The following is a 25,105-nucleotide window of genomic DNA, read 5'->3' as shown; positions in this document are numbered from 1 at the left end:
TTCTGAACGCCGGCGAGCAGCCGGAGAGGGCTAGGCTGCGCGCCGGCTGGTCTGCTCGATTACGTCCGCTACACCTGCAGCCGTGGCCGCCGAAAGCGTCCAGCCGAGATGTCCGTGGCCGGTGTTATAGAACACGCCCGGCAAACGGCCTTTGCCCACCTTCGGCAACATGCTCGGCAGCATGGGGCGCAGACCGGCCCACGGTATGACGCGCGACGTATTCACCTGCGGAAAATAACGGCGCGTCCAGTCGACCAGCGGCGCAATCCGTTCGGCCCTGATATCGCGGTTGAAGCCGTTGATTTCAGCGGTCCCCGCCACGCGGAAGCGATCGGCGCCGAGGCGGCTGGTGACGATCTTCGCGCTGTCGTCGAGCAGGCTGACCCACGGAGCGCCTTGCTGGCTCGCTTCATCGTCGAGACAGACGGTGATCGAATAACCTTTGACGGGGTAGACGTTGACGTGGTCGCCCAGCATCGAAGCGAATTCGCGGCTCCTGACACCGGCGCACACCACAACCCGCGCAAACGACTGCTGAAACGGCTGCCCCGTTTTCGTAGCCGCAATGCTGAATGCGCCAGTCTGATCACGCGTGATCGAAGCAATCTCCGTGTCGTAATGGAATTCGACACCTTGGCGTTCGCATGCCTGAGCGAGACCGCGCGTGAACTTGTGAATATCGCCGGTCGAATCGGACGGTGTAAAGAAACCGCCGTGGAAGGTGCCGTCGAGCGCGGGCTCGATCCGGTGGATTTCGTCAGCGCTTACGGGCTCGCGCTCGAGACCGCCTTCCTTGAGCAATGCATTCACCTTCGCGGCTGCATCGAACTCCTTGCGGGTTTTGTACACGTGCAGGATGCCGCGCCGTTCGAGGTCGAAATCGATCCCCTCGCGTTCCGCCATCGAAAACAGATGCTGCCGCGCGGCAATCGCGAGCCGCACGGTTTCAATCGTGTTCGCGCGGTAGTGCGGAATCTGCCGCAGAAATTCACCCATCCACGAGTACTTGTGCCAGTTCGGCAGGGGATTGAGCAGGAGCGGTGCGTCGCGGGTCAGCATCCAGCGCAGGCCCTTGAGGACCGTCGCGGTGCTGTTCCACACTTCCGCGTTGCTGGCCGAGAGCTGGCCGCCGTTGGCGAAAGAGGTTTCCATCGCGGCATAGCGATGGCGTTCGAACACGGTGACGTTGAAGCCGCGTTGCGCAAGGGCGTAAGCGGTCGTGACGCCGGTAATGCCGGCGCCGATAATGGCGATACGTGACATGTCATGGTCCAGAGTGAGTGAGCACGGCCGTTTCCGGCTTCCATGCCCCATCTGTCCATGTACCTGAGAGTTTCTTTCCGTGCGCATCCCGTTGCCGGGCGGACGGAAATCCCCTTCGGTGGGCGCTGAAAGCGCCGCTCTCCAGATGTTCCCGCTGGGCGGTCCTTGTGCCTGAGAGTTTCCGGGGCGGTTGCTCCGTCGGCGCCGCCACCGCCTTTCGGCGTGACAGTCTCTCCCGCGACAGCGTGTAGAACGGCGTAAAGGTAGCCTTTCCCAAAAAATAGGGCAAGCGATTTTTGTAATGCGGCCTGGTTCGAACATCAGGATGACACGCGGCCCGGCAACCATGCACTGGATTCGCCTGACATTTGCGAAATATGCATCAATCGTATAGCCTTTGCCCAGGCTCACCCGCCTCCAGCAACCACCTACAGCCGCCACCGTGAAGGACATCCTCTCCCTCAAGCTTTACACCCGTGTCGCCCGTCTTGGCAGCTTCTCCGCTGCGGCGCGCGAATGCGGGCTGTCGCAATCGCAGGTATCGCGCATCATCGCCGATCTGGAAACCGACCTCGGCGCGCGGCTGCTCACGCGGACCACGCGTGCCGTCGTGCTAACCGAGGCCGGCGCCGAGTTCCTCGCGCGTCTCGATTCAATCCTGATCGCGCTCGAAGACGCCGAACACAGCGTGCGCGATGGCGGCGAACTGCGCGGCATGCTGCGCATGAGCATGCCGGCCAGTGTGGCGATTCGCGAGGTCATCCCGCGTCTTACACCGTTTCTCGAACTTCATCCGGAGCTACGTCTGCAGGTTTTGCTGGGCGACCGTCCGCAGGATCTCGTCAAGGATGCGGTGGATGTCGCTATCCGGCTCGGGCGGCTGGTCGATTCGAGCGCAACCGCCACGCTGATTACGCAGATCCAGCGCGTGATCATCGCCTCGCGCGACTATGTGGACCGTTATGGCGCGCCGGAGAGGCCGGAGGATCTCACGCGGCATCGCATCGTCGGCGGGCCGGCGTCGGTGGTCCCGTCGGGCTGGAAATTCGAGCGTGCGGGCGAAGAGGTGGTGGTCGATCTCGAAGCGCATTTTTCGACCAACGAAAACGAGGGCGCCGTCGCTGCCGCGGTAGGGGGCATCGGCATTACCTCCACGACCGAATGGGCGTGCCGGCGCGAGCTGGCCGACGGTTCGCTCGTCAGGCTGCTCGCCGACTGGACGACCGACGACGTCCCAGTGCATGCGTACTTTCCAATGGGCCGGGCAACCCGCGCGGCAGGGCGCGCAGTCGTCGAACACCTCATGGCCGATCTGCGCCGTGAAGCGCGGCCATCTATGCGCCGCATACATAAGAGATAGCGAAAAAGAGCGGCTACCGCTGCCGCTCAGCCGCCGTTATCTTTACTTCACCACGCAACCGTTCCGGCTCTGCGTTCCGTCGACGTCCGGGACGTCCGGCGGCGCTTCGACTCATCTAACTTCATCTATCGAGACTGACATGAGCACAACCACGCCTGAGCAGAACAAGGCCCTCGTCCTCGAGGCTTTCGATACGCTTTTCAACAAGCGCGACTACGCGGCCGCCGAACGCTTCTGGTCGGACCGCTATATCCAGCACAGCGCACACATTGCACCGGGGCGCGACGGGCTGTTCGGTCTGATCCGCACGCTGCCTGACACGCTACGTTATGAGAACCAGCTGATCGTGGCCGAAGGCGACTACGTGATCGCGCATGGCCGTTTCTCCGGCAGCGGCAGGCCAGCCGCGTGGATTGCAGCGGACGTGGTCCGCTTCGAAGACGGCAAGCTCGCCGAGCACTGGGACGTATTGCAGGACGAGGCAACCAGGGAGCAATCCGCGAGCGGTCTGCCGATGTTCGGCGACCGTTTCCCGGAGTGAAGTCCTAGCCCAGAAACATTGGACTCCGAAACCACGATGCCTTGAACATTATTTAGGACACCATCATGAAACTGACAGGAAACACGATTTTTATCACAGGCGGCACCTCAGGTATCGGGCGCGCATTGGCCGAGGCGCTGCATCAGCGCGGCAACAAGGTGATCATTAGCGGACGCCGTCGCGGCCTTCTCGACGAGGTGGTCGCAGCCAACCCCGGCATGGCCGCCATCGAGCTGGACATGACTGACGCGGCAAGCATCGAGCGGGCCGCGGCGCAACTGATCCGCGACTATCCCGACTTCAATGTGCTGATCAATAACGCCGGCATCATGCAACCGGATAGCGCTGCGGGCCGGATCGACGATGTGCTGCTGGTTTCTACCGTCGAGACCAATCTGATCGGGCCGATCCGCATGACCTCGGCGCTGCTCGGGCATCTCAAGACGAAGAACAATGCGGTGGTCGCTTATACGACCTCAGTGCTGGCGTTCGTGCCGCTGGCCGTGACTGCAGTGTATTCGTCGACCAAGGCCGCGTTGCATTCATACATCATGTCGCAGCGCTTCATGTTGCGCGATACCACGGTGCGAGTCCTCGAAATCGCGCCGCCGTGGGTGCGCACCGACCTGATGAACAGCCGCGAAGCTGAACAGGCGATGCCGCTGGATGCGTTTATCAACGAGACTGTCGCAGTGCTCGGTACGGACACCGATGAGGTGCTGGTGGACGCGGCCATGCTGTTCCGCGGCAATCCCGGGCCGGGTGAGCATGAACTCGTGAACGGGTTCAATGCCCAGATGGTCGAGGTGTTTGGCGGGTGAGCGGTCGTCTGTGGAAGATCGTTGAAGAGAGGGACCGCGTGAGCAAGCCGGGAGGCTGCGCACGCGGTAAGTCATAACCGTCATGAAGTCGCGAAGTTCGCCGGCTCAGGCGTGCACTTCGATCGAATCTACACGGTCCGGATAGAAGGCGAGGTGATCCTTGATTGCCGCGACTGCCGTGTACGGATGTTCATAGGTCCAGACCGAATTGACCGAACGCTCTCCGCCCGACGGGATCGAGAAATACGAGCAATCGCCTTTGTACGGACAATAGGTCGTATGTTCGGTGCGCTCCAGCAGCGTCATGTCCGTGTCCTTTCTGGGGATGTACAGGACAGCAGGGTAGGCCGCTTCGCGCAACGTCAATGCTTCGCGGGTGTCGGCGATCACCTTGCCGCCGAGCTTGACGACGATGCGCGCCGGGTTCGGCTCGACGGTGATCGGATGATCGGCGCCTGGAATCTTGACGGTCTTGCCTGTCTGGTTCAGGTTGCTTGACATTGAAACACTCCTTGGGTTGATTCGCCGCGCAGCGTGGGCCGCGCTCGGCGAGACGGGTGTTGCGGGCCACTGCCCCTATGATCGGCCCTTTGACGATTTTGCGCAGGAACCGTGACGCGAACGGTGCCAGGTCTTCCACGAGTGCCTCGGTGCCTGTCACACGCGGTTCGATCACATGAAGACAGGCTAGACCATACGCGTTCGGACGTCCGGCGAAATAACAAATGCGGCCTCCGGCTTACTGTTCAATCAGAGCTTCGAGCCGCCATCCACGTGCAGCGTGTCGCCCGTGACCCAGCGGGCTGCATCGGAAGCGAGGAACGCGACCGCACCGGCAATGTCGTCGGGCTGCGCGATGCGCTTCAATGCCTGCATGCCTAGCGTGATGTCGCGACCGGCATCCGTCTTCGTGAAGTTCGACATGTCGGTGGCGACTACGCCAGGCGCAACCGCATTCACGCGTATGCCACGTTCGCCGAGTGCGGAGGCGAAATGCTTGACGAGCGTATCGACCGCGCCTTTGGTCGAGGCATAGGCCGACAGCACGCCCACCGCGGAATGGGCGGCAAGCGACGACAGCAGTACGACGCTACTGCCCTGGCCAAGCACCGGCAGCAGCTGTTGCACGAGGAAGTAGGGCGCCCGCACATTCACCGCGAACAGATCGTCGAAATCTTCAACGGTGGTGTCCTCGATGCTCGCGGCCTTGGAGATGCCGGCATTGGCCACCAGAACGTCCAGCCGTTCGCCGACCATTTCACGCACCGCTGCTGCCAGCTTGTGCGGACCGTCTGCCGCGCGCAGATTGGCGCCAACCTTCTCTGCCTTGCCGCCGGTTGCGCGGATCTCGGCAACGACAGCGTCGGCTTCCTTCTCGCCACTGCTGTAGTGAATCAGGACCTCTGCGCCCTGTCTGGCGAGTGCGAGGGCGCTGGCGCGGCCGATGCCACGCGAAGCGCCGGTGACAAGGGCGGTTTTTCCAGTCAGGCTAGTCATGGTCAATCTCCAGTGAGGTTAAAAGCTGCTGTGCCTGTGAAGTTCGGATGCGTGTTCGTCATCCGGTAGTTCAGAGCTGTGACGCGCGGGGGGTGGACGTTCGCGTCGCTGCCATGAGAGCTAATTTAGGGGTGCACAGCACAAAGGAAAAAGACTTTGTGGGCTGGTGGCCATGCCTCGTGGGCATGTGCTGCAAACGCAATGCCGCATGATGGGCGCTGAGTGGCCCAATGAGGCTTGCTATAGGAAGGTGTCGGGGAAATGAAAGTATGGTGTGGCGTGCATGACCGGAAAATCAAAAAAACCTTCCAGGCAGCCACAGTCTGGTGATCTGGCCGCGCTGTTGTACCGTCGCGCGGCCAGAAGACCACCCTGCAGATTCGATGCGCGTTACAGCGACGCTTCGAGTTCCTCGATCGCTTCGGCGAGCACCATTTGCGCGGCATTGGCCGGCCGTGCCGCAGTGCGGCCCGCGGGCCCATAAACCGCGTCGCCGCGTACGATGCTGGATCCCGTGATGGCGCAAACGCCCTGCGAGCGCGCGATCCTGCGAATCCACAACTGTTCGCAGTAGTTGGCGGCGGTGGAGTCGCGCCACGTAATCGAAACCGATTTGGCGGTGAAACGCTCGACAAACGTCACCACGGCGCTTTTGTTGTCGGCGGCCCTTCCGCGCGAACGATCAGCCGCTGCACCCCGGCGCGCCGGATTGGCGCAATCGCGACCCGAGCGCGTCGCGGAGAGGCGAGGCGCGCCTTGCATGCGGCCCGTACCCGCCGCTTCTTCCACATCGCTATCAGGCATCTCGTCCTGCGTGGACAAGGCGCTTTCTTTCAATCCGGCAATCACCACTGCCCATGGATCTGCGAGGCGGGGACGCGCAAGCGACTCGCCAGCGGTCGAAAAGGCACGTTCAACCACACTGTTACGCTGCGCCGCATCTGCCTTCAGGTGCCGGCTGCGCCCCGTGGGTGCGTTCATCGTGGCTGCCAGGTCTGGCTCGGGTCCTGTAACGTTCACGTCGAATCCTTTATCTGATTCCGCTCTCCAGGACCGCTTCTGCCCGCCACGACGGGTCGGGACGGCTGAGCGCGGCAACCCGCGACGCGTCGCAAAGACGCGAACGCCCGTCGTGACGGCGCGCGGCACAACGGGGCTGAAGGCGGAAGGCTGGTGTCATTGGCGACACCCTCGAACGCATCTTATCGGCCGGCTCACGCGAGATAAATGCGCGTTCCCTGAAAACAATGTTTGGGTTCGGCCAACAATGAAGGGGCGCGGCGAGGCGCCCCTTGTGCTCAGACAGTGACGACGATCTTGCCGAACTGGCCGTTTTTCTCCAGATAGCGGTGCACCTCAACCATTTCGTCGAACTTGAAGGTGCGGTCGATCACTGGCTTGAGCGCGCCGCTTTCCAGCCCCTTCAGGACATATTCGACCGCGGCCTTGCGCCGGGCCTCGTCACCGCTCGTCAGCCAGATGTTGTGAGCTTTGACAGTGATGACCCTGGCGATCATGTCGAGGATCGGCAGCGGCGTGACATCGGTGCTGAGCGCGCCATAGATGTACAGGATGCCGTTGAAGGACAACGCCTCGACCAGTTTGGTCAAGGTCGGGCCGCCGACCGGGTCGAAGGCGACGCGTGCACCGTTGCCGCCCGTGATGCGCTTGACCTCTTGCACCAGGTCGGTTTCTTCCGTGGCAATCACGTGTGCCGCGCCGGCGTCGAGCAACTGCTGACGCTTTTCCGAGGTGCGTGTGAGCGCGATCGAGGTTGCGCCCGCGTAATTGGCGATCTGGATCGCCGCAAGTCCCACGCTGCTCGAGGCCGCCGGAATGATGACGAAGTCGCCCTTCGTGACCTTGGCGTCTTCGATCAGCGCGCCGTATGCAGTGACGAACATCATCCACACCGAGGCGCCCTCAGCATAGGACAGCGACTTGGGATGCTTCACGACCGCATGTTCCGGCACGATGACGATTTCGCCGTACGTGCCGTAGCTGTTCATCGAGAACGACGGCATGACGTTGACTTCGTCGCCGGCCGCGATGCCGTTCACCTCCGGTCCCACCGCATCGACGACGCCGGCGGCCTCGTACCCCAGAACGGCCGGAAACTTGACGGGCTCGATATAGTCATCGAGACGCCACATCGATTCGGCGCGGTTGATGCCGATTGCCTTCACTTTAATGCGAACTTCATGCGGGCCGGGGGCTTGCACCTGATGCTCGACGAATTCGAGTACTTCGGGAGCGCCGGCTTTGGCAAACTGAACTATGCGTGACATAGAAACCTCGTGATGTGAGTGGATGCTGGTGGTGTCGTGCGTTGAGCGTTACGGCGAGTGCTCAGGAGCACACCGTCTCGGCTTCTTCGTAAGCCGGGAAGTCCGAGTAGTTCTTTTCGTCGCCGCCCCAGAACGCGGAGCGCACGTATGGCGTGAGCGGCAGGTTGTGCTGCAGGCGATAGGGCAGATCCGGGTTCGACGAGAAGTGACGACCGAAAGCCACCAGATCGGCATCGCCGGATGCGACGATCGCTTCGGCACTGGCGCCATCGAAGCCGCCTGCGGCGATGATCGGACCTGAGAAGTGCGGGCGCAGATACTTCACCGCCGCCGGTGCGTGACCTTCATGCAACGTGTCGTCTCCTTTGATGTGCGGTTCGATCACGTGAAGATAGGCCAAACCGTAACCGTCGAGTACTTTAGCCACGTAGCTAAAGGTGGCTTCCGGGTTGCTATCGGAGATACCGCCCCATTCGCCGGACGGCGAGATCCGCACACCTACGCGCTCGGCGCCGAACACCGAAATCGCCGACTTTTCTGGGAGTGAACAGGTGAGCCACGATCTTTCCGTTGCTGGGTAGATATATATTGCAAGCATGGATTGAAATCGGCTTCGGGTCGCCGTCCTGAGTGGACCGCCGTCCCGTCGCCGCCTGATCGGTAATGTAGTGAGGTCTTGTCGAAAGCTAAAAGACTTTGTAAGCTGGCAGGCATGCCTGTCAGGCATGGATCGAATTAGAGGGCCTATGGAACTACGCCATTTGCGGTATTTCATTGCGGTTGCCGAGACTGGCAGCCTGACGGTCGCGGCCGAGCGTCGGCTGTTCACTTCGCAGCCGTCGTTGAGCCGGCAGATCCGCGATCTGGAGGAGGAGGTCGGTGCCGACCTGTTTAGCCGCAGCGCGCGCGGGGTCGAACTGACGGCCGCAGGCAAGGCGTTTCTCGATCACGCGCGGCTCGCGCTCTCGCAGGTGGATGCAGCGGGCGAAGCGGCGCGGCGCGCGGCGCAGCCGAGCAAGCCGGTCTTTGCGCTCGGCTTTCTGACAGGGCAGGAAATGACGTGGTTGCCGCGCGCGATGCAGGTGCTGCGCGAGGAATTGCCGAAGGTCGACGTGACGGTGTCGAGCCACTACTCGCCGGATCTGGCGGACGCCCTCGCGCGCGGCAAGCTCGACCTCGCGTTTCTACGCGCGGAACCGGGCTTCGATCTCGACTATCGCGTCGTGAGCCAGGAGAAACTGGTCGTGCTGATGCCGAGCGATCACCGCCTCACTGAGCGGGCCACCATCCGACCCGGGGATTTCGCGGGTGAGCCTTTCATCATGGCGACCAACAAGGCCAAGGTGCTGCATCAGGTGATCTTGAAGTATCTGAAGGACAAGGCGATCGAGGTCGCGCCCGAACATGGTGTCGACAACCTCGCGATGGCGATGTCGTTAGTAGCCTCTACGCGCGGTCTGGCGCTGATGCCCGAGTACGCGAACAATCTGCTGCCGTGGTCGGTGGTGAGCCGTCCGCTCGAAGGCGAGGCGCCGACGATCGATCTGGTGATCGGCTACAGCAAATCGAATACGTCTGCGGTGTTGAAGCTGTTTCTTTCGAGGGCGGATGAGTTATTGATGTAGTCGCTCGATGATCCCTCGCGCTGCTGCGGGATTGCGTTCCTTAAAGCCGCTGATCACATAGAGGTATACGTCGCGTCCCTTTTTCGCACCGGTGTCTGCTGCGACCGGTTCGAGGTCGTCCGGTACAGTGCCCGCGGCGAGCTGGCTGGCCCGTTCCGCCCATGTGTCGAGCGCCTTCTTCGAATAGCCCTGGGCCTGCTTTTCGGAAGTCCCCATGATCCGGGCGTACACGAAGGGCGCGGTGAGGTCGGCGATCTGCGGATACTCGCCGTCCGCCGCGAGCACGATAGCGACGCCGTATTTGCGCGCCAGCGCGACAAAGGCCTCGCTACGGAAGCTCTCGTGCCGGACTTCGACCGCATGCCTCAACGTGAGCCCGTCCAGCTTTTTGGGCAGCAGCGTCAGAAATGCTTCGAAATCCTCTGCATCGAATTGCTTGGTTGTGGCGAATTGCCAGTTGATCGGCCCGAGCTTGTTTTTCAGGTGGGTGAGGCCGCTGCCGAAGAAGCGCTCCATGCTGTCACCGGCTTCGGCCAGCACGCGCCGGTTGGTTGCGTAGCGCGGCGCCTTGAGCGAGAACACGAAATCGTCGGGTGTCTCGTCGTGCCACTTCATGTAGCTCTCGGGCTTTTGCAAACCGTAGAAGGTGCCGTTGATTTCGATGGCGGTCAACTGGCGGCTCGCGTATTCCAGTTCGCGCTTTTGCGTCAGGTCCTCTGGATAGAACACGCCTCTCCATGGGGCGTACGTCCAGCCGCCAATGCCGACCCTGATCTGCGGTTTCGTGCGCGTTGCCATATGCGGTTGTCCTCGTTGTTTGGGGTGCCTCGTGGTGCGACGACTCTCCAGGGGGCTCAGCAAGTTCGATGCCTTCCCTTATCCTGGCAAATCCGATTGCATGTGTCCATGAGTTGCGAGCGCGACCATGTCAAGAGTGGCGACTTTCACGCTAACGTATTGGAATTCAGGTTACATGGAACCTGAAACGCGAGGTGGCACGCTTGTCCATTGAACCCCGCCTGATCACCGCCACGCTTCTTACAAGGAAAGTTACATGCTGAAGATCCATCACCTGGGCCACTCGCAATCCGAACGGATCGTGTGGCTCTGCGAAGAGCTCGGCGTTCCCTACGAGCTCGAGAAATACACGCGCGACTCCGTCACGCGCCTGTCGCCGCCGGAGCTGAAGGCGCTGCATCCGCTTGGCGCGGCGCCGCTTGTGGAAGTCGACGGCATGTTGCTGGCCGAGTCCGCTGCTATCGTCGAGTTCATCCTCGCCCGCTATGGTCATGGACGTTTGCAGCACGCACCGGACCATGCGGATTTTGCTTCGTATCTCTACTGGTTTCACTTCGCCAACGGCAATCTGCAGCCGGTCATGCTTCGAACCATGACTGTGGGACGTTGCGGACTGGCGCCGGACCATCCGGTTCAAACGTCGTCGCTCGATCGCCTTGAAAAAGTGCTGGCACTGGTCGAGACGCGCCTCGCGCAGAACGACTATCTCGCGGGCAACGAATTCACCGCAGCCGACATCATGAGCGTTTTCTCGCTGACCACGATGCGCCTGTTCCATCCTCTCGATCTCACGCCTTATCCCAACATACTCGCGTACCTGCAGCGCATCGGTGCAAGGCCTGCTTATCAGCGGGCGATGGCCAAAGGCGATCCGGACTTGACGCCGATGTTGACCTGAAGTCACGACCTTATCTCAAAACGGCATAGTTGTTATCTGTCATATAGCGTTGCGCGATACGGTCCGCGGTCGGCACACTTGATCCACAAATCAATTACCGCCAATCGCAACTGCGTTGCATGGGGTGAGCGTCAGCGCTAAAGCGCCAACTCTCACCGACCGCGACAGGAGACATCTATGCGTACCCAAGTCGGCATCATCGGCGCCGGGCCGGCAGGCCTGCTTCTTTCCCATCTGCTTCATCTGCGTGGCATCGAGTCCGTCGTGCTCGAATCGCGCACGCGCGCGCAGATCGAATCCACCATCCGCGCCGGCGTTCTCGAGCAGGGCACCATGGATCTGCTCTGCGAGGCCGGTGTCGGCGCGCGCATGAAGGCCGAGGGCGCGCTGCATCATGGCTTTGAACTCGCTTACGAGGGCAAGCGCCGCCGGATCGACCTGACCGGACTAACGGGCCACTCGATCACCGTCTATGCCCAGCACGAGGTCATCAAGGACCTCGTGGCGGCGCGGCTGGAGGCGGGTGGCACCTTGCTGTTCAGCGTGTCGGATACTTCGATTCACGGTATCGATACGGATACGCCTTCGATCCGCTTTCGCCATCAAGGCGAGGCGTGCGAGCTTCAGTGCGACTTCGTGATTGGCTGCGACGGGTCGCAAGGAGTGTCACGAGCGTCGATTCCTGCGGTCTTGCGCAAGGACTATGAGCGCGTCTATCCGTTCGGATGGTTTGGCATCCTGTGCGAAGGGCCGGCGTCTTCCGACGAACTGATCTACGCGCGCCACGAACGGGGTTTCGCGCTGGTCAGTACCCGTTCGGCGAACGTGCAACGGATGTATTTCCAGTGCGACCCGAAGGACTCTGTCGACAACTGGTCCGACGATCGCATCTGGGCCGAAATGCACGCGCGGGTCGATTCTTCCGACGGTCAGAAAGTGGTGGACGGCAAGATCTTCCAGAAGAACATTGTTGCCATGCGCAGCTTTGTCTCGACCACCATGCAGCACGGCAGGCTCTTTCTGGCTGGCGATGCGGCCCATATCGTGCCGCCGACGGGCGCCAAGGGCATGAACCTGGCGATCGCCGATGTGCGTGTGTTGACCGCTGCCTTGCTGGCCTTTTACGAGGAAAACCGCCGGGATCTGCTGGATAACTACAGCGCTACCGCGCTCAAACGCGTCTGGCGGGCGGAGCACTTCTCGTACTGGATGACGCGCATGATGCACCGGCTCGACGATGCCTCACCGTTCGAGCAGCAACTTCAGGTGGCGGAGCTCGAGCATGTCACTACCTCGCGGGCAGCGGCTACCGCGATGGCGGAGAACTACGTGGGCGTGGCGCCGGTGTGAACCTTGCGCATTCCTAGGCGCTGGCGACCTTATGTGCTGCCTTCGCCGCTTCTGCCGCTTGTGCCTTTTCCAGCCGCCGGCTCGCTTCACCCACCTCATGCCGGAACTGCACCAGGGCGGCGAGCGCCGCTTCGGGCGGCTGCAATGCCGCCCACAGCACCTCGATCAGACTGTCGGCAGTGGCTTCGATATCCGTGCGGCGATTGGCAAGCGTCGCATCCCACAGCACGTGTTCCATGGGTCCAAACACCATCGAGCGCAGCAGCCGTAACGGCACATCCGCACGAATCTGACCGGTTTCCTGGCCATGGGCGAGCACGCGCATCAGCGGTGCCGTGTAGCGCCGCTGCAGGTCGGTCAACGCTTCGCTCAACTCGTGATGCCGCGCGCGTCCCTCGGAAAGCACCAGCGCGCACAGATCCGTGCCGTTCACCAGCATCAAACGAAGATGCATGCGGACGATGAACGCGAATTGCTGCCTCACGCTGCCGTCGCGCGGCAGACCCGTTTCAATTGCACCGATGATTTCGTCGTACCAGTCGCCGATCACCCGTGCGCACAACTCGCGCTTGCCGCGGAAATAACTGAACACGGTCGCCTCGGAGATGCCGAGCCGTTGCGCAATCTCTGCCGTGGTCGCACGTTCGTAACCCTTTTCGGAGAACACGTCGCGGCCTGCCTGAAGGATTTCCTTCACGCGTTGCTGCGATTTACGCCCTGCCGGCTCGCGGCGCGATGCAAGCGCCTCTGTCTTGGGTGTGGCCCTCGCCATGGCGGTCGGTGCAGGCTTCGATGCGGCCATCATATGAGTCCAGTTCAGTTTTGAGCCTTGGAGGCTGCCGGTGTGGGCGAGTTTAGCACGCTGAAACGGCGCTTTGGAGTACATTTCCCGTATCTGAGTATCACTCAAAAATACCTATTGACGTATACGTAAATCTAGCGTGAAATTCGCTAATCCCACGAATTCCTGGAGACACTGCAATGAGTAACCTGCCCGGTTTGCAATTCCCGCTCGGTGAAGAGATCGAAATGCTGCGTGACAGCCTCGCGGGTTTTGCGGCGAAAGAAATCGCGCCGCGCGCCGCTGAAATCGACCGCACCGACCAGTTTCCGATGGACCTGTGGAAGAAATTCGGCGACCTGGGCGTGCTGGGCATGACGGTGTCGGAGGAGTACGGCGGCGCCAATATGGGCTATACGGCCCACATGATCGCCATGGAGGAAATCTCGCGGGCGTCGGCCTCGGTGGGTCTGTCGTACGGCGCGCATTCGAACCTCTGCGTGAACCAGATTCATCGCAACGGCACCGAGGCGCAAAAGCGCAAGTACTTGCCGAAGCTCGTGTCCGGCGAGCACGTCGGCGCACTCGCCATGAGCGAGCCGAACGCCGGCTCGGACGTGGTCAGCATGAAGCTGCGCGCGGACAAGAAGGGTGACCACTATGTGCTGAACGGCACCAAGATGTGGATCACCAACGGCCCGGATTGCGACACGCTGGTGGTCTATGCGAAAACCGATCTCGAAGCCGGCCCGCGCGGCATCACGGCGTTTATCGTCGAGAAGGGCATGAAGGGCTTCTCGGTGGCGCAGAAGCTCGACAAGCTCGGCATGCGCGGCTCGCACACGGGCGAACTGGTGTTCGAGAACGTCGAGGTGCCGGAAGAAAATATCCTCGGCCAGTTGAACGGCGGCGTGAAGGTGTTGATGAGCGGGCTCGATTACGAGCGCGCCGTGCTGGCAGGCGGCCCGACCGGCATCATGGTCGCGGTGATGGACGCGGTGGTTCCGTATATTCATGACCGCAAGCAGTTCGGCCAGTCGATCGGCGAATTCCAGCTGATCCAGGGCAAGGTGGCCGATCTGTACACCACGCTGCAGGCTTGCCGTGCGTATCTGTACGCGGTGGGTCGCCAACTGGACACAATGGGTTCCGAGCACGTGCGCCAGATGCGCAAGGACTGCGCCGGCGTGATTCTCTACACCGCTGAAAAGGCCACGTGGATGGCCGGCGAAGCGATCCAGATCCTCGGCGGCAACGGCTACATCAACGAGTACCCGGTGGGCCGTCTGTGGCGCGATGCGAAGCTCTATGAGATCGGCGCGGGCACCAGCGAGATCCGCCGTATGCTGATCGGCCGCGAACTGTTTGCTGAAACGGCCTGACTGGTGGCACCCGGTTGCCACTCAGTTGCCACTCAACCCGCCTGGTCGAACCGGGCGGCGCATAGAACAGCGGCGCTCAGGAGAGCCAAGCAATGCCGATCATCGAAACAAAGCTGAATCCCCGCTCGGACGACTTCCGCAACAACGCGGCCGCGCTTGAGGTGCTGGTTGCCGACCTGCGCGCTAAAGTCGAGAAGCTTGCGCTTGGCGGCGGGCAGGCCGCGCGCGACAAGCACGTGGGACGCGGAAAACTTCTACCGCGCGACCGGATCGCGCAACTGCTCGATCCGGGCACGCCGTTTCTGGAACTGTCGCAACTGGCGGCGTTCGGCATGTATAACGACGATGCCCCGGGTGCCGGCGTGATCACCGGTATTGGCCGCATCGCCGGGCAGGAATGCGTGATCGTCTGCAACGACGCCACTGTCAAAGGTGGTACGTACTATCCGGTCACCGTGAAGAAACATGTGCGGGCGCAGGAGATTGCCGCTGAAAACCATCTGCCGTGCGTGTATCTGGTGGATTCGGGCGGCGCCAATCTGCCGAATCAGGATGACGTGTTCCCCGATCGCGATCACTTCGGGCGCATCTTTTACAACCAGGCGAACCTGTCCGCAGCCGGCATTCCGCAGATCGCGGTGGTGATGGGTTCGTGCACGGCGGGTGGCGCTTACGTGCCGGCGATGAGTGACGAGTCGATCATCGTCAAGAACCAGGGAACGATTTTTCTCGGCGGGCCGCCGCTCGTGAAAGCCGCGACCGGCGAAGTAGTGAGCGCGGAAGACCTCGGTGGCGGCGACGTGCACACGCGCCTGTCGGGCGTGGTCGATCATCTGGCGCAAAACGACGCGCATGCGCTGGGGATTGCGCGCAGCATCGTGGGTAATCTGAACCGTACCAAGCAGGTTCCGGTGGCGCTGCAGGAGCCGAAACCGCCGCGTTACGACGCGCAGAGCATCTACGGCGTGATCCCTGTCGATACGCGCAAGCCGTTCGATATCCGCGAGGTGATCGCGCGTATCGTCGACGACTCCGCTTTCGACGAATTCAAGGCCCGCTACGGCACGACGCTTGTCACTGGTTTCGCGCATATCTGGGGCCATCCGGTCGGCATTATCGCTAACAACGGCATTCTGTTTTCGGAGTCGGCTCTCAAGGGCACACACTTCATCGAGCTGTGCTGCCAGCGCAAGATCCCGCTTGTGTTTCTGCAGAACATCACCGGCTTCATGGTGGGTCGCAAGTACGAAAACGAAGGTATCGCACGCAACGGCGCGAAGATGGTGACGGCCGTCGCGACGGCCAAGGTGCCGAAATTTACCGTGATCATCGGCGGCTCGTTCGGTGCGGGCAACTACGGCATGTGCGGCCGCGCGTATTCGCCGCGTTTCCTGTGGATGTGGCCGAACGCGCGCATTTCGGTGATGGGCGGGGAACAGGCGGCCTCCGTGCTGGCCACCGTTAAACGCGACGGGATCGAAGGCAAGGGCGGCGCCTGGAGTGCGGAGGAGGAAGAGGCGTTCAAGCAGCCGATCCGCGAGCAATACGAGCATCAAGGGCACCCGTATTATGCGAGTGCACGCCTGTGGGACGACGGTGTGATCGACCCGGCGCAGACCCGCGATGTGCTCGGCCTCGGACTGTCCGCGACAATGAATGCACCGATCGAAGACACGCGTTTCGGCGTGTTCAGGATGTAACGCGGCAGCTCGACGGAAGGAGCGAATCGATATGCAATACGAAACATTGATCCTGACGACAGCCGGTCAGGTTGCGACAGTCACGCTGAACCGACCCGATGTACGCAACGCATTCAACGAAACGATGATTGCCGAAGTGACCTCGGCATTCCAGTCGCTCGACGGGCGCGACGACGTGCGAACGGTCGTGCTGGCGGCAAACGGCAAGGCGTTTTGCGCGGGCGCGGATCTGAACTGGATGAAAAAGATGGCCGGTTACTCCGACGAGGAGAACCGTGCCGACGCGATGCGTCTCGCCGCCATGCTGTCGGCGATTTACCGCTGCAACAAGCCGGTGATCGCTCGCGTCAGTGGTGACGCCTACGCGGGCGGCATGGGCCTGATCTGCGCGTGCGACATCGTAGTGGCGCTGGACACCGCGCGCTTCTGCCTCTCCGAAGCGCGCCTCGGTCTGATTCCCGCCACCATCGCGCCGTATGTGATCCGCGCGCTTGGCGAACAGGCCTCGCGTCGCTACTTCACCACCGCGGAATTGTTCGACTGCGCAACGGCGCTGCGCCTGGGCCTCGTCAGCGAATCGGTCAGCGTAGACCAACTCGACGCCACCGTGCAGCAACTGGCCGGCACGCTGTGCGCCAACGGCCCGCACGCCGTGCGAGCCTGCAAGCAACTCGTGCAGGACATCGCGGGGCGCGAACTGGATGAAGCGCTGATCGCGGACACGGCCTCGCGTATCGCGCGCGTGCGCGCCAGTGCGGAAGGTCGCGAAGGAGTGGCGTCGTTCCTCGAAAAGCGCACGCCGTCGTGGCGCACATAAGGCCTTGGGCATGATGCCGCCGGACGCCACGATTACCCGCAGAACAACGGTCCTGAACGGGACACTTCATCGAGACACCTCATGTTCAACAAGATTCTGATCGCTAACCGCGGCGAGATTGCCTGCCGGGTCGCCGCAACCTGCAAGCGTCTCGGCATCGCGAGCGTAGCGGTGTATTCCGATGCGGACGCCAACGCGAAGCATGTCGCGGCGTGCGATGAGGCGGTGCACATCGGCGGCGCGACTGCGGCGGAGAGCTATCTGCGCTACGAACGCATCATCGCGGCGGCGCTCGCAACCGGCGCACAGGCGGTGCATCCAGGCTACGGTTTCCTGTCGGAAAACGAAGACTTCGCCCAGGCGTGCGCAGCCGCAGGCATTGCGTTCATCGGACCGCCCGTCGAAGCGATTGCGGCAATGGGCTCGAAAGCGGCTGCCAAAGCGTTGATGCATGCTGCTGCCGTGCCGCTGGTGCCGGGCTACCATGGCGACGATCAGGATGCCAAACTGCTGCAACGTGAAGCAGATGCGATCGGCTATCCGGTGCTGCTCAAAGCGAGCGCAGGTGGTGGCGGCAAAGGCATGCGCGTGGTCGAGCGCAGCGAAGACTTCGCGGCGGCGCTTGCATCGTGCAAGCGCGAAGCCGCAAGCAGCTTTGGCAATGATCGTGTGCTGATCGAAAAGTATCTGACGCGGCCGCGCCATGTCGAAGTGCAGGTGTTCGCCGATCAGCAGGGCGGCACCGTATATCTGTTCGACCGCGATTGTTCGGTGCAGCGTCGCCATCAGAAGGTGTTGGAAGAAGCCCCAGCGCCGGGCCTTGCCGCCGAGTTGCGGCGTGCGATGGGCGAAGCGGCGGTCGCGGCGGCGCGTGCGGTGAATTATGTCGGCGCCGGCACGGTTGAATTCATCATGACCGGTGCGAGCGACTTCTACTTCATGGAGATGAATACGCGCCTGCAGGTCGAGCACCCGGTCACCGAAATGGTAACGGGCCTCGATCTGGTGGAATGGCAATTGCGCGTAGCGTCAGGCGAGCCGTTGCCGCTGACACAAACGCAACTGAAACTCGATGGTCACGCCATCGAAGCGCGTATCTACGCCGAGCATCCGGCACGCGGCTTCCTGCCGTCGACGGGCACGCTCAAGCATCTGCGCATGCCTGAAGGCGTGGAGTTTGCGATCGGTTCGCCGGGGGTACCCGGTTCGCGCGCTGCGGTGCGGATTGATAGCGGCGTGCGCGAAGGCGACACGATCACGCCGTACTACGATCCGATGATTGCGAAGCTGATCGTCCACGGTGCGACGCGTGCCGAGGCGCTGGCGCGGATGAGCCGGGCGTTGCGCGCTTGCGAGGTGGTGGGGCCGCATACCAATGTCGAGTTTTTGCAGCGTATCGTCACGAGCGAGCCGTTTTCCAGTGGCGATCTCGATACCGGCCTGATCGAGCGGCATCACGCTGCGTTGTTTGCGCCGGTGCAAAAGCCATTTCGCGAAGCCGTGGCGCTGGCCAGTGCAGCTTTGCTAACGCGTGAAGGCGGTACGGCCCATGGCGCATCGCCGTGGGATGCGCTGTCGCATTGGCGGTTAAATAGTGGCTATACGCAGACCCTCGCATGGCGCGACGTCGAAAACGAAAGCGCCTTTGCGGTGACGTTTGCTCGCGATGGCGGCGTGCAGACACTGGAACATGATGGTCAGCGCGACGGCTTTACGTGGTGGCGCGGAACAGGTGCACATGAGTTCGGCGCGACGATCGGCGACTCGCACGTCACCGGGCGCGTCTTCGTGGATGGCGACGTGTTCCATGTGTTCTGTCTGGGCGAGGCGTTGGCTTTCGAATGGCAAAACCTGCTCGCGCACGCGGCCGATGCCGAACATGGCGAAGGGCGCCTCACCGCGCCGATGCCCGGCAAGGTGATCGCGGTTCTTGTCGAACCGGGTGCGGTTGTCGAGAAAGGTACGCCGCTGATCGTCATGGAAGCCATGAAGATGGAGCACACCATCGGAGCGCCGGCGGCCGGCACGGTATCGGAGGTGCTGTACGCGGTGGGCGATCAGGTAGCGGACGGTGCGCAGTTGCTGGTGCTGGATGTCGGTTGATTGCGCGTAGTCCAGACCGCTCAGGCAAGGTGCGGATACCCCAGGGCCCGCGCCTCGTTTTCCATCTGGTTGATGCGCGCATAGTCGCTCAGCGACAGGTGTGAAAATCCCTTGAGACGCAGTCGCTTCGCACGCATGGGTTGTGAAGCGAGGGCGTCGTCGAGCGCCGCGCGCATCGATTCGACGGTGCTCTGCGGCACATCGTTCGCGGCAATCAGCGGCAAGCCCGGCGATGCGGCTGTCCAGCCCGGCACTCGCACCTGCTGCGCGAGGTCGGGCAACTCGTCGCACATGAACGCAAACGTGACACAGTCGATTGCGGCGACATCCGCGCGGTTCTCCACCACCGCTCGCAGCGAGCCGAGGTGCGAACCGGTGCGGATGACTTCGCTAAAGAATCGCCCATCCTTTGCAAGCGGCGCCACCGCATGTCGGAATACATTCATGCCACTATTCGAATCGTCCTGGTTATAGGCAGCGCGTGTGCCGCGGCATGCGTCCAGAGAGTCGAACGGTGCGTTCGCTCGGGTGATCAGCACGCTCGAATAGTTCGCGCCCGCACAGCCTGGTGCGTCGAATTGCGGCGTCGCAATCAATTGAACGTGACGCTGCAAACCGCTGACAAGCGGATAACCGCAGGTCTGCGATATCAGGAGGTCGGGGCGGCGCCACAGCGCATGCAGGTCTTCACCCGGATCGATCAGGGCGGCATGCGGGTCCACTGCCTTTAAGACGTCAGCAAGCAACGCGCGCCACACGGCGGCGAGCGCGGGCGTGACGTTGTACATCGGAAGGGCGGCGACGCGGTTCATGAGGGTTCTCTTTTCTTGCGCAATTCGCGTAGTTCCGGTTCGTGTCTTTCGGCCCATTGCCACACTTCGCAGAATGCTGCGCACAGGCTCGTTCCCAGTTCAGTCAACGAGTATTCGACGCGTGGGGGAACCTCCGGATGCACGGTACGCAACACGAGTCCGTCGGCCTCCATTTGCCGCAACGTCTTCGTCAACATTCTTTGGCTGATCGAGCCGACCAGTTCGCCGACGCGCGTAAAGCGCACTACGCCGTTCTGATTGAGCACCTCAAGGACGCACATCGTCCATTTGTCCGCGACGCGGCCGAGCACGTCGAGCACAAGTGCATCGAGTTCCGCTGAGGACGAGTGCCCGGTCGTCGATTTGAATACGACCCGTCGATTTTCTTTTTTGCCGTTCGCCATTGAGAATCCGCATTACGCACATTGATGTTCGTACCACACAAACCGGTGCCTACTTCCCGAATGAGAGTGCTTGCCATACGCTAGCACAACCTCATACAGGAGAACAGCCATGCAAATTAGCGGAAACACGATTCTGATCACCGGCGGCGGTTCGGGCATTGGGCGCGCGCTCGCGGAAGCATTTCATCGCCGTGGCAACAAGGTCATCGTCGCGGGGCGCCGCCAGTCCGCACTCGATGCTGTGCGCGAGGCCAATCCAGGCATCGAGACAGCCACGCTGGACCTCACGGATCCGCAAGACATTGCCCGCTTCGCGGCGCAGATCGCTCGCGACTATCCCACGCTGAACGCGCTCCTCAACAATGCTGGCATCATGCAGCCTGAAGACTGGCGTGCGGCCGATGTGAATACGAGTATCGCCGAGGCGACGATCGCCACGAACCTGCTCGCCCCTATTCGTCTCACTGCTGCATTGTTGCCACTGCTGCGTAAACAGGCGAAGTCGACGGTGCTGACCGTGTCGTCGGGACTGGCATTCCTGCCGCTCGCCATCACGCCGACGTACAGCGCCACCAAGGCAGCAATCCACTCGTTTAGCGAGTCGCTGCGCTATCAGTTTAAGGGCACGAATGTGGATGTTGTCGAAATCGCGCCGCCTTACGTGCAGACCGAACTGATGGGTGAGCAACAGGCCAGCGACCCCAACGCGATGCCGCTTACGGAGTATATTGACGAAGTCATGTCGATTCTGGAGTCGCAGCCTGACGCGCACGAAGTGCTGGTCAAGCGTGTGCTCCCGCTGCGCTTTGCGGCCGAGCAGGGACGTGAACGTTATGCAAAACAGTTTGCCGGCTTGAACGATCACTTCGCTGGCAGCTAGATGTGTTGTATCAGATCGGGCTCAAACCATGAGATCAGACATCGCCGTTGTTCAGATCGAACGATTCTCCCAGTCCTGGGAGAGTGATGTCTGGTCGCTCATTTCGCAAGTCTGGGCGGAATTCGGCATTCACGACGACCCACGCGCGGAGAGTGATCTTGGCGATCTGGCTCACGCTTATCAAGAGGGTGCCAGCGGGTTCTGGATTGCGATCAGCGACAGCCGGGTGGTCGGTACCGCTTCCTTGAAAGACCTCGGCGACGGGTTGATTGCCATGAAAAGGTTCTATGTCCTCAAGGAATTCCGCGGCACCACGATAGGCACGGCGCAACGTCTTCTGGACCATCTCGTGCAACATGCTCGTCAGGGTGGCGCAACAACTCTATGCCTCGGTACCATCGAACTAACCGTCGCTGCGCAGCGGTTTTACGAAAAAAATGGTTTCCAGAGAGTGCCACGTAGTGAGCTTCCCACTGAGCGGTTTGCGGCCGAGATCGATACGCTCTTTTATAAGTTGCCTCTGGCGTGAACCGCATCGGTATCGATAGCGCGGCCGGTCGTTAGACCGTTCACCGCGCGGACTTCGGAGTGACTTCGTCAATCAAGGAGCTAGTAAGGCATCCGAATTGACGAATGCCTCACCACTCAACAACAGGTTCGACGATCCACTTATAGTCAGGCAGTCCAGGCGTATTCGCCGAACATTTCCTCCAGCGGAGGATTGGCGACGCTGCCGGCATAGTTGGTGATGGTCGATGCGGCCACGACCAGGATGACTTCGAGCACCAGAGACTGGTCGAATCCGGCAGCCGTGAACGAGGCGACATCGCGATCGTCGAGACGACCACGCTTTTCGATCAAAGTACGTGCAAGACGCGAAAGCGCGGCGAGCTTGCTGTCCTGCGGCAAGCCGCGCGTACGGATCGCCTGGACGTCTGCTTCATGAAGGCCTTCCTTGAGTGCCAGGAACGTATGGAAAGCGACCGCCCAGGTGGAGCCGTTCGTGACGGCATTCGTCAGCAGAAGCGTCTGGATCTGTGCTTCCGTAAAGCTGCCGGTATGAACCTGCTGGAACACGCCGACCAGACCGTTGATCAGCTTCGGCGATCCGGCGATCGCGCCGGCAATATTGGGCACCATGCCAAACGCTTGCGCGAGTGCCTGCAACGACGGCTTCGATTGTTCGGGTGCGGATTCAAGCGTATAAACGGGAAACTTAGCCATGGTTTTTTCCTTGAGAGTTAAGCGCGTACGTTAAGTAGTGATCGCACGACAGACGTAGATTAAGTTTGTGCGGGCAATGCGCCAACTACCTCCGAAGTAATAGCGGCAGCGCGGCTGCGATTGTTCGATCAGATCGCATGATTCATCCTGGTTATCCAGCCTGATAAGAAGCGAAACCCTTTCTATACTCAGCCCAGAGGTGCCGGGTTTAGGCGCGAGCGAGCCGGTGTGGCTTGCGGGTCAAGCGGCGATGAACTGATAACGTGGGAGATTGACAATGCTCGGAAAGAACGCGGTCTGGCTGATTACTGGATGCTCGAAGGGTTTGGGCCGTGCACTTGCGCGACAGGCTTTGGAGTCGGGCTATCGGGTCGTCGTGAGTGCACGGGATGTGTCCGCTGTCGAAGACATCGTCAAGGAGCATCCGGCCGTCGCGCTGGCTGTCCAGCTCGACGTCACGAAACCCGACGAGGCGAAAGCCGCCGTCCGTGCCGCTGAGCGCCGGTTTGGCGCGGTGGACGTGCTGGTCAACAATGCCGGGTATGGATACCTCGGCGCGATCGAGGAAGGCGAGGATGCCGACGTTCGGGCGATGTTCGAGACGAACGTGTTCGGCACCTGGAACATGATAAAGGCCGTCCTGCCAGGTATGCGCGAGCGTGGCCGTGGACATGTTGTCAACATCAGTTCGGTAGGTGGACTGACAACCTTCCCGGGCGTCGGGTTTTACCACATGGCAAAGTTCGCAGTGGAGGGGCTGTCAGAGACACTGGCCAAAGAGCTCGCTCCCTTTGGCCTGGGGGTGACCGTCGTTGAGCCAGGTGCTTTTCGCACCGATTTCCGCGGCGGCTCGATGAAGCAATCGAACGTGCGTCTTGCGGCCTATGCGGACACCGTCGGCAAGGCGCGGGACGGCGTGACGGCTGCGCACGGCAAGCAGCAGGGCGATCCCGTGCTCGGCGGCAAGGCGATCATAGCCGCGCTCGAAGCAGATAAGCCGCCATTGCATCTGGTGCTCGGTGGCGACGCGCTCGATCTGATTCGCAGCAAGCTCGACGACCTGGGTCGCGAGCTTGATACATGGGAAGAACTGACGAGAAGCACGAGCTTCAGGTAAGTCGATGAAGGTCACGTGGCCGACTCGCCAAGTGCACGCAGGAAAGCCTCTCTATCCACTGACGACGGCAGCGCATCGGCGAGACGCGCATGGAAGGTGGCTGCGTCCGCGCCCCGTGCTGCGCGTCCTGCGACAATCCGCGCAATGGGGCCCACGTGCACCGCCAGTTGTCGCGTGGCGGCTTCGATATGAGCGGGATCGAGCGTCGCGGTCGCTGCGTGCGCGCTTTCGAAGGCCAGTGTCTCGCTCACAACTTGAAACGAAGAGCCTTGCCCTGACTCCAGCAGATGCTGCTTGAGCATGGTGCCCCATTCGCGGCGAGCCGCTTCGTCGGGCAGATGTCGGGCCAACTGCGCGGCGAGCGCTCGTGAATCGGTCGCCTGCGATGCGGCGCGCCGCACCAGCAGCGAGGCGATCGGCCCAACGTGGCTGGCAAGCCGCTCCTCTAATGTAGCGAGAAAGCTGCCTGACAGGCCGGACGCGGCTACCGGCAGGGGTTCGAGCGCCTTGCGCGGCAGCTTCGCAGCGATCACGGTATGGTCAGGATCGAGCCTGTCCTTCAAGGTGTCGTGCAGGACAAGCAAAGCGTTCCGCCAGCTCAGAGCAGTCGCGAAGCGCTGCTCGGGGCGCTTGGCGATCGCCTTCATCATCATGGCGTCGAGTTCAGCAGGAAGATCAGCCACGTGGCTGGACGGGGGCGGTGGCATCTCGTTGATGACCTGGTGCATCATTGCCGCTGACGTTCCGCTGAATGGGCACTTACCCGTCAACATTTCGTAGAGAACGACGCCGGCGGAGAAGAGATCGCTACGCGCGTCGATATTCCCGCCCGCATACTGTTCAGGCGACATGTAGCTCGGCGTGCCGATCATCATGCCTGCCTGGGTCAGACGCCCGGTATCGAGTTGGGCGATGCCGAAATCCGTCACCTTGCAGTCGCCGCGCGGCGTAATCAGAAGATTGGCGGGCTTGATGTCACGATGGATGACCCCAAGCTCATGGGCATATGAGAGCGCATCCAGCAGTTGCGCAAACCAGCTCAGCGCCTCGAGCACCGGTATTGCACTCCCGCTGCGGACACGCCGGGCGAGACGTTGCGCGAGCGTTTCGCCGGGCACGTATTCCAGCGCAATGAATGCGACGCCATGGGTCTCCCCGTAGTCGAATACGCTGACGATGTGCGGATGCACGAGACGCCCGGCGGCGCGCGCTTCGTTGAGAAAGCGTTCGGTCAATTCGCTGCCGGAAGGCCGATCGTCGCCGGTTCCTGTGTCGTCAAGCAGTGCAGAGCGAATGGTTTTCAACGCCACCTGCCGCTGGATATGCGGATCGGTGGCGAGATATACCGTGCCCATTGCGCCGCGGCCGAGCACCCGTTCGACCTGATAGCGGCCTATCTGCCGTGGCAAGCTGGCCGTGCGCGAAGTATCTTCGTGGTCCATGA

The 25,105-nt window shown here is 61.6% G+C and carries 24 protein-coding genes, 1 pseudogene and 1 riboswitch; of the genes and pseudogenes, 13 read left to right on the top strand and 12 right to left on the bottom strand.

Going from position 1 to position 25,105, the window contains the following annotated elements:
- Positions 1-30: 30 nt before the first annotated feature.
- Positions 31-1,263, bottom strand: coding sequence for a D-amino acid dehydrogenase (locus BUS06_RS35060; protein WP_074268832.1), 1,233 nt, complete (start codon positions 1,261-1,263; stop codon positions 31-33).
- A gap of 41 nt (positions 1,264-1,304) precedes the next feature.
- Positions 1,305-1,418, bottom strand: a riboswitch (glycine riboswitch).
- Positions 1,419-1,705: 287 nt separating this feature from the next.
- Here BUS06_RS35060 and BUS06_RS35055 point away from each other — a divergent pair.
- From BUS06_RS35055 to BUS06_RS35045, 3 genes are all read left to right on the top strand, one after another.
- Positions 1,706-2,623 carry a LysR family transcriptional regulator gene (locus BUS06_RS35055; RefSeq protein ID WP_074268831.1) on the top strand — a complete coding sequence of 306 codons (918 nt, stop codon included), beginning with the start codon at positions 1,706-1,708 and terminating at the stop codon, positions 2,621-2,623.
- A 139-nt stretch (positions 2,624-2,762) separates the two neighbouring features.
- Positions 2,763-3,164, top strand: coding sequence for a nuclear transport factor 2 family protein (locus tag BUS06_RS35050; RefSeq protein ID WP_074268830.1), 402 nt, complete (start codon positions 2,763-2,765; stop codon positions 3,162-3,164).
- A 65-nt stretch (positions 3,165-3,229) separates the two neighbouring features.
- Positions 3,230-3,985: an SDR family oxidoreductase gene (locus BUS06_RS35045; protein ID WP_074268829.1), complete on the top strand. Its 756-nt coding sequence runs from the start codon at positions 3,230-3,232 to the stop codon at positions 3,983-3,985.
- A 105-nt stretch (positions 3,986-4,090) separates the two neighbouring features.
- Here the strand turns inward: BUS06_RS35045 and BUS06_RS35040 are convergent, their stop codons facing one another.
- From BUS06_RS35040 to BUS06_RS35020, 5 genes and pseudogenes are all read right to left on the bottom strand, one after another.
- Positions 4,091-4,486, bottom strand: a complete 396-nt coding sequence (locus tag BUS06_RS35040) for a DUF427 domain-containing protein (protein ID WP_074268828.1) — start codon at positions 4,484-4,486, stop codon at positions 4,091-4,093.
- A gap of 249 nt (positions 4,487-4,735) precedes the next feature.
- On the bottom strand, positions 4,736-5,482 hold the full coding sequence (locus BUS06_RS35035; protein WP_074268827.1) for an SDR family NAD(P)-dependent oxidoreductase: 747 nt from the start codon (positions 5,480-5,482) through the stop codon (positions 4,736-4,738).
- Between the two features lie 390 nt (positions 5,483-5,872).
- Positions 5,873-6,502: a DUF3331 domain-containing protein gene (locus BUS06_RS35030; protein ID WP_143787705.1), complete on the bottom strand. Its 630-nt coding sequence runs from the start codon at positions 6,500-6,502 to the stop codon at positions 5,873-5,875.
- Positions 6,503-6,780: 278 nt separating this feature from the next.
- A complete protein-coding gene (locus BUS06_RS35025) occupies positions 6,781-7,770 on the bottom strand; it encodes a zinc-dependent alcohol dehydrogenase family protein (protein WP_074268825.1) in 990 nt (329 codons plus the stop codon).
- A gap of 61 nt (positions 7,771-7,831) precedes the next feature.
- Positions 7,832-8,305 (bottom strand): annotated as a pseudogene (locus BUS06_RS35020) (alkene reductase); the annotation flags it as partial.
- A gap of 211 nt (positions 8,306-8,516) precedes the next feature.
- On the opposite strand from BUS06_RS35020, the gene BUS06_RS35015 reads away from it, so the two are divergent.
- Positions 8,517-9,395, top strand: a complete 879-nt coding sequence (locus BUS06_RS35015) for a LysR family transcriptional regulator (protein ID WP_074268824.1) — start codon at positions 8,517-8,519, stop codon at positions 9,393-9,395.
- Here the strand turns inward: BUS06_RS35015 and BUS06_RS35010 are convergent.
- Entirely contained in the window at positions 9,384-10,193 is an 810-nt protein-coding gene (locus BUS06_RS35010) for a DUF72 domain-containing protein (protein WP_074268823.1), read from the bottom strand. The genes BUS06_RS35015 and BUS06_RS35010 overlap by 12 nt on opposite strands.
- Before the next feature lie 256 nt (positions 10,194-10,449).
- On the opposite strand from BUS06_RS35010, the gene BUS06_RS35005 reads away from it, so the two are divergent.
- Together BUS06_RS35005 and BUS06_RS35000 are read left to right on the top strand one after the other, a co-directional pair.
- On the top strand, positions 10,450-11,091 hold the full coding sequence (locus tag BUS06_RS35005) for a glutathione S-transferase family protein (RefSeq protein WP_074268822.1): 642 nt from the start codon (positions 10,450-10,452) through the stop codon (positions 11,089-11,091).
- 177 nt (positions 11,092-11,268) lie between these two features.
- Entirely contained in the window at positions 11,269-12,441 is a 1,173-nt protein-coding gene (locus BUS06_RS35000) for a 4-hydroxybenzoate 3-monooxygenase (RefSeq protein ID WP_074268821.1), read from the top strand.
- 13 nt (positions 12,442-12,454) lie between these two features.
- Here the strand turns inward: BUS06_RS35000 and BUS06_RS34995 are convergent, their stop codons facing one another.
- Entirely contained in the window at positions 12,455-13,213 is a 759-nt protein-coding gene (locus tag BUS06_RS34995; RefSeq protein ID WP_074269496.1) for a TetR/AcrR family transcriptional regulator, read from the bottom strand.
- A 209-nt stretch (positions 13,214-13,422) separates the two neighbouring features.
- Between BUS06_RS34995 and BUS06_RS34990 the strand changes: the two genes are divergently transcribed.
- From BUS06_RS34990 to BUS06_RS34975, 4 genes are all read left to right on the top strand, one after another.
- Positions 13,423-14,604, top strand: coding sequence for an isovaleryl-CoA dehydrogenase (locus BUS06_RS34990; RefSeq protein ID WP_074268820.1), 1,182 nt, complete (start codon positions 13,423-13,425; stop codon positions 14,602-14,604).
- A gap of 92 nt (positions 14,605-14,696) precedes the next feature.
- On the top strand, positions 14,697-16,304 hold the full coding sequence (locus BUS06_RS34985; RefSeq protein WP_074268819.1) for a carboxyl transferase domain-containing protein: 1,608 nt from the start codon (positions 14,697-14,699) through the stop codon (positions 16,302-16,304).
- A gap of 31 nt (positions 16,305-16,335) precedes the next feature.
- Positions 16,336-17,121, top strand: a complete 786-nt coding sequence (locus BUS06_RS34980; RefSeq protein WP_074268818.1) for an enoyl-CoA hydratase/isomerase family protein — start codon at positions 16,336-16,338, stop codon at positions 17,119-17,121.
- An 81-nt stretch (positions 17,122-17,202) separates the two neighbouring features.
- Positions 17,203-19,224 (top strand): acetyl/propionyl/methylcrotonyl-CoA carboxylase subunit alpha, encoded by a 2,022-nt coding sequence (locus BUS06_RS34975; protein WP_074268817.1) that lies wholly within the window; start codon positions 17,203-17,205, stop codon positions 19,222-19,224.
- A 20-nt stretch (positions 19,225-19,244) separates the two neighbouring features.
- Here the strand turns inward: BUS06_RS34975 and BUS06_RS34970 are convergent, their stop codons facing one another.
- Positions 19,245-20,036 carry a phosphate/phosphite/phosphonate ABC transporter substrate-binding protein gene (locus BUS06_RS34970; RefSeq protein WP_074268816.1) on the bottom strand — a complete coding sequence of 264 codons (792 nt, stop codon included), beginning with the start codon at positions 20,034-20,036 and terminating at the stop codon, positions 19,245-19,247.
- Positions 20,033-20,440: a winged helix-turn-helix transcriptional regulator gene (locus BUS06_RS34965; protein WP_074268815.1), complete on the bottom strand. Its 408-nt coding sequence runs from the start codon at positions 20,438-20,440 to the stop codon at positions 20,033-20,035. Before BUS06_RS34965 ends, BUS06_RS34970 begins: the two co-directional genes overlap by 4 nt.
- 109 nt (positions 20,441-20,549) lie before the next feature.
- On the opposite strand from BUS06_RS34965, the gene BUS06_RS34960 reads away from it, so the two are divergent.
- A complete protein-coding gene (locus BUS06_RS34960) occupies positions 20,550-21,320 on the top strand; it encodes an SDR family oxidoreductase (protein WP_074268814.1) in 771 nt (256 codons plus the stop codon).
- A gap of 28 nt (positions 21,321-21,348) precedes the next feature.
- Complete coding sequence (locus BUS06_RS34955; RefSeq protein WP_083611738.1) at positions 21,349-21,849, top strand: GNAT family N-acetyltransferase; 501 nt, start codon at positions 21,349-21,351, stop codon at positions 21,847-21,849.
- Positions 21,850-21,995: 146 nt separating this feature from the next.
- Here the strand turns inward: BUS06_RS34955 and BUS06_RS34950 are convergent, their stop codons facing one another.
- The gene (locus BUS06_RS34950) at positions 21,996-22,544 is read right to left on the bottom strand and encodes a carboxymuconolactone decarboxylase family protein (protein ID WP_074268813.1); all 549 of its coding nucleotides are present in this window, start codon (positions 22,542-22,544) and stop codon (positions 21,996-21,998) included.
- Positions 22,545-22,821: 277 nt separating this feature from the next.
- On the opposite strand from BUS06_RS34950, the gene BUS06_RS34945 reads away from it, so the two are divergent.
- Positions 22,822-23,661 (top strand): oxidoreductase, encoded by an 840-nt coding sequence (locus BUS06_RS34945; RefSeq protein WP_074268812.1) that lies wholly within the window; start codon positions 22,822-22,824, stop codon positions 23,659-23,661.
- A gap of 11 nt (positions 23,662-23,672) precedes the next feature.
- On the opposite strand, the gene BUS06_RS34940 is transcribed toward BUS06_RS34945, so the two are convergent.
- Positions 23,673-25,103 carry a serine/threonine-protein kinase gene (locus BUS06_RS34940; RefSeq protein ID WP_074268811.1) on the bottom strand — a complete coding sequence of 477 codons (1,431 nt, stop codon included), beginning with the start codon at positions 25,101-25,103 and terminating at the stop codon, positions 23,673-23,675.
- Positions 25,104-25,105: the final 2 nt, after the last annotated feature.

The organism is Paraburkholderia phenazinium, from assembly GCF_900141745.1.
GTDB classification, from domain to species: Bacteria; Pseudomonadota; Gammaproteobacteria; order Burkholderiales; family Burkholderiaceae; genus Paraburkholderia; species Paraburkholderia phenazinium_B.
Note: the sequence above shows the minus strand (reverse complement) of the source record. Positions and strands in the feature narration are given on the sequence as shown.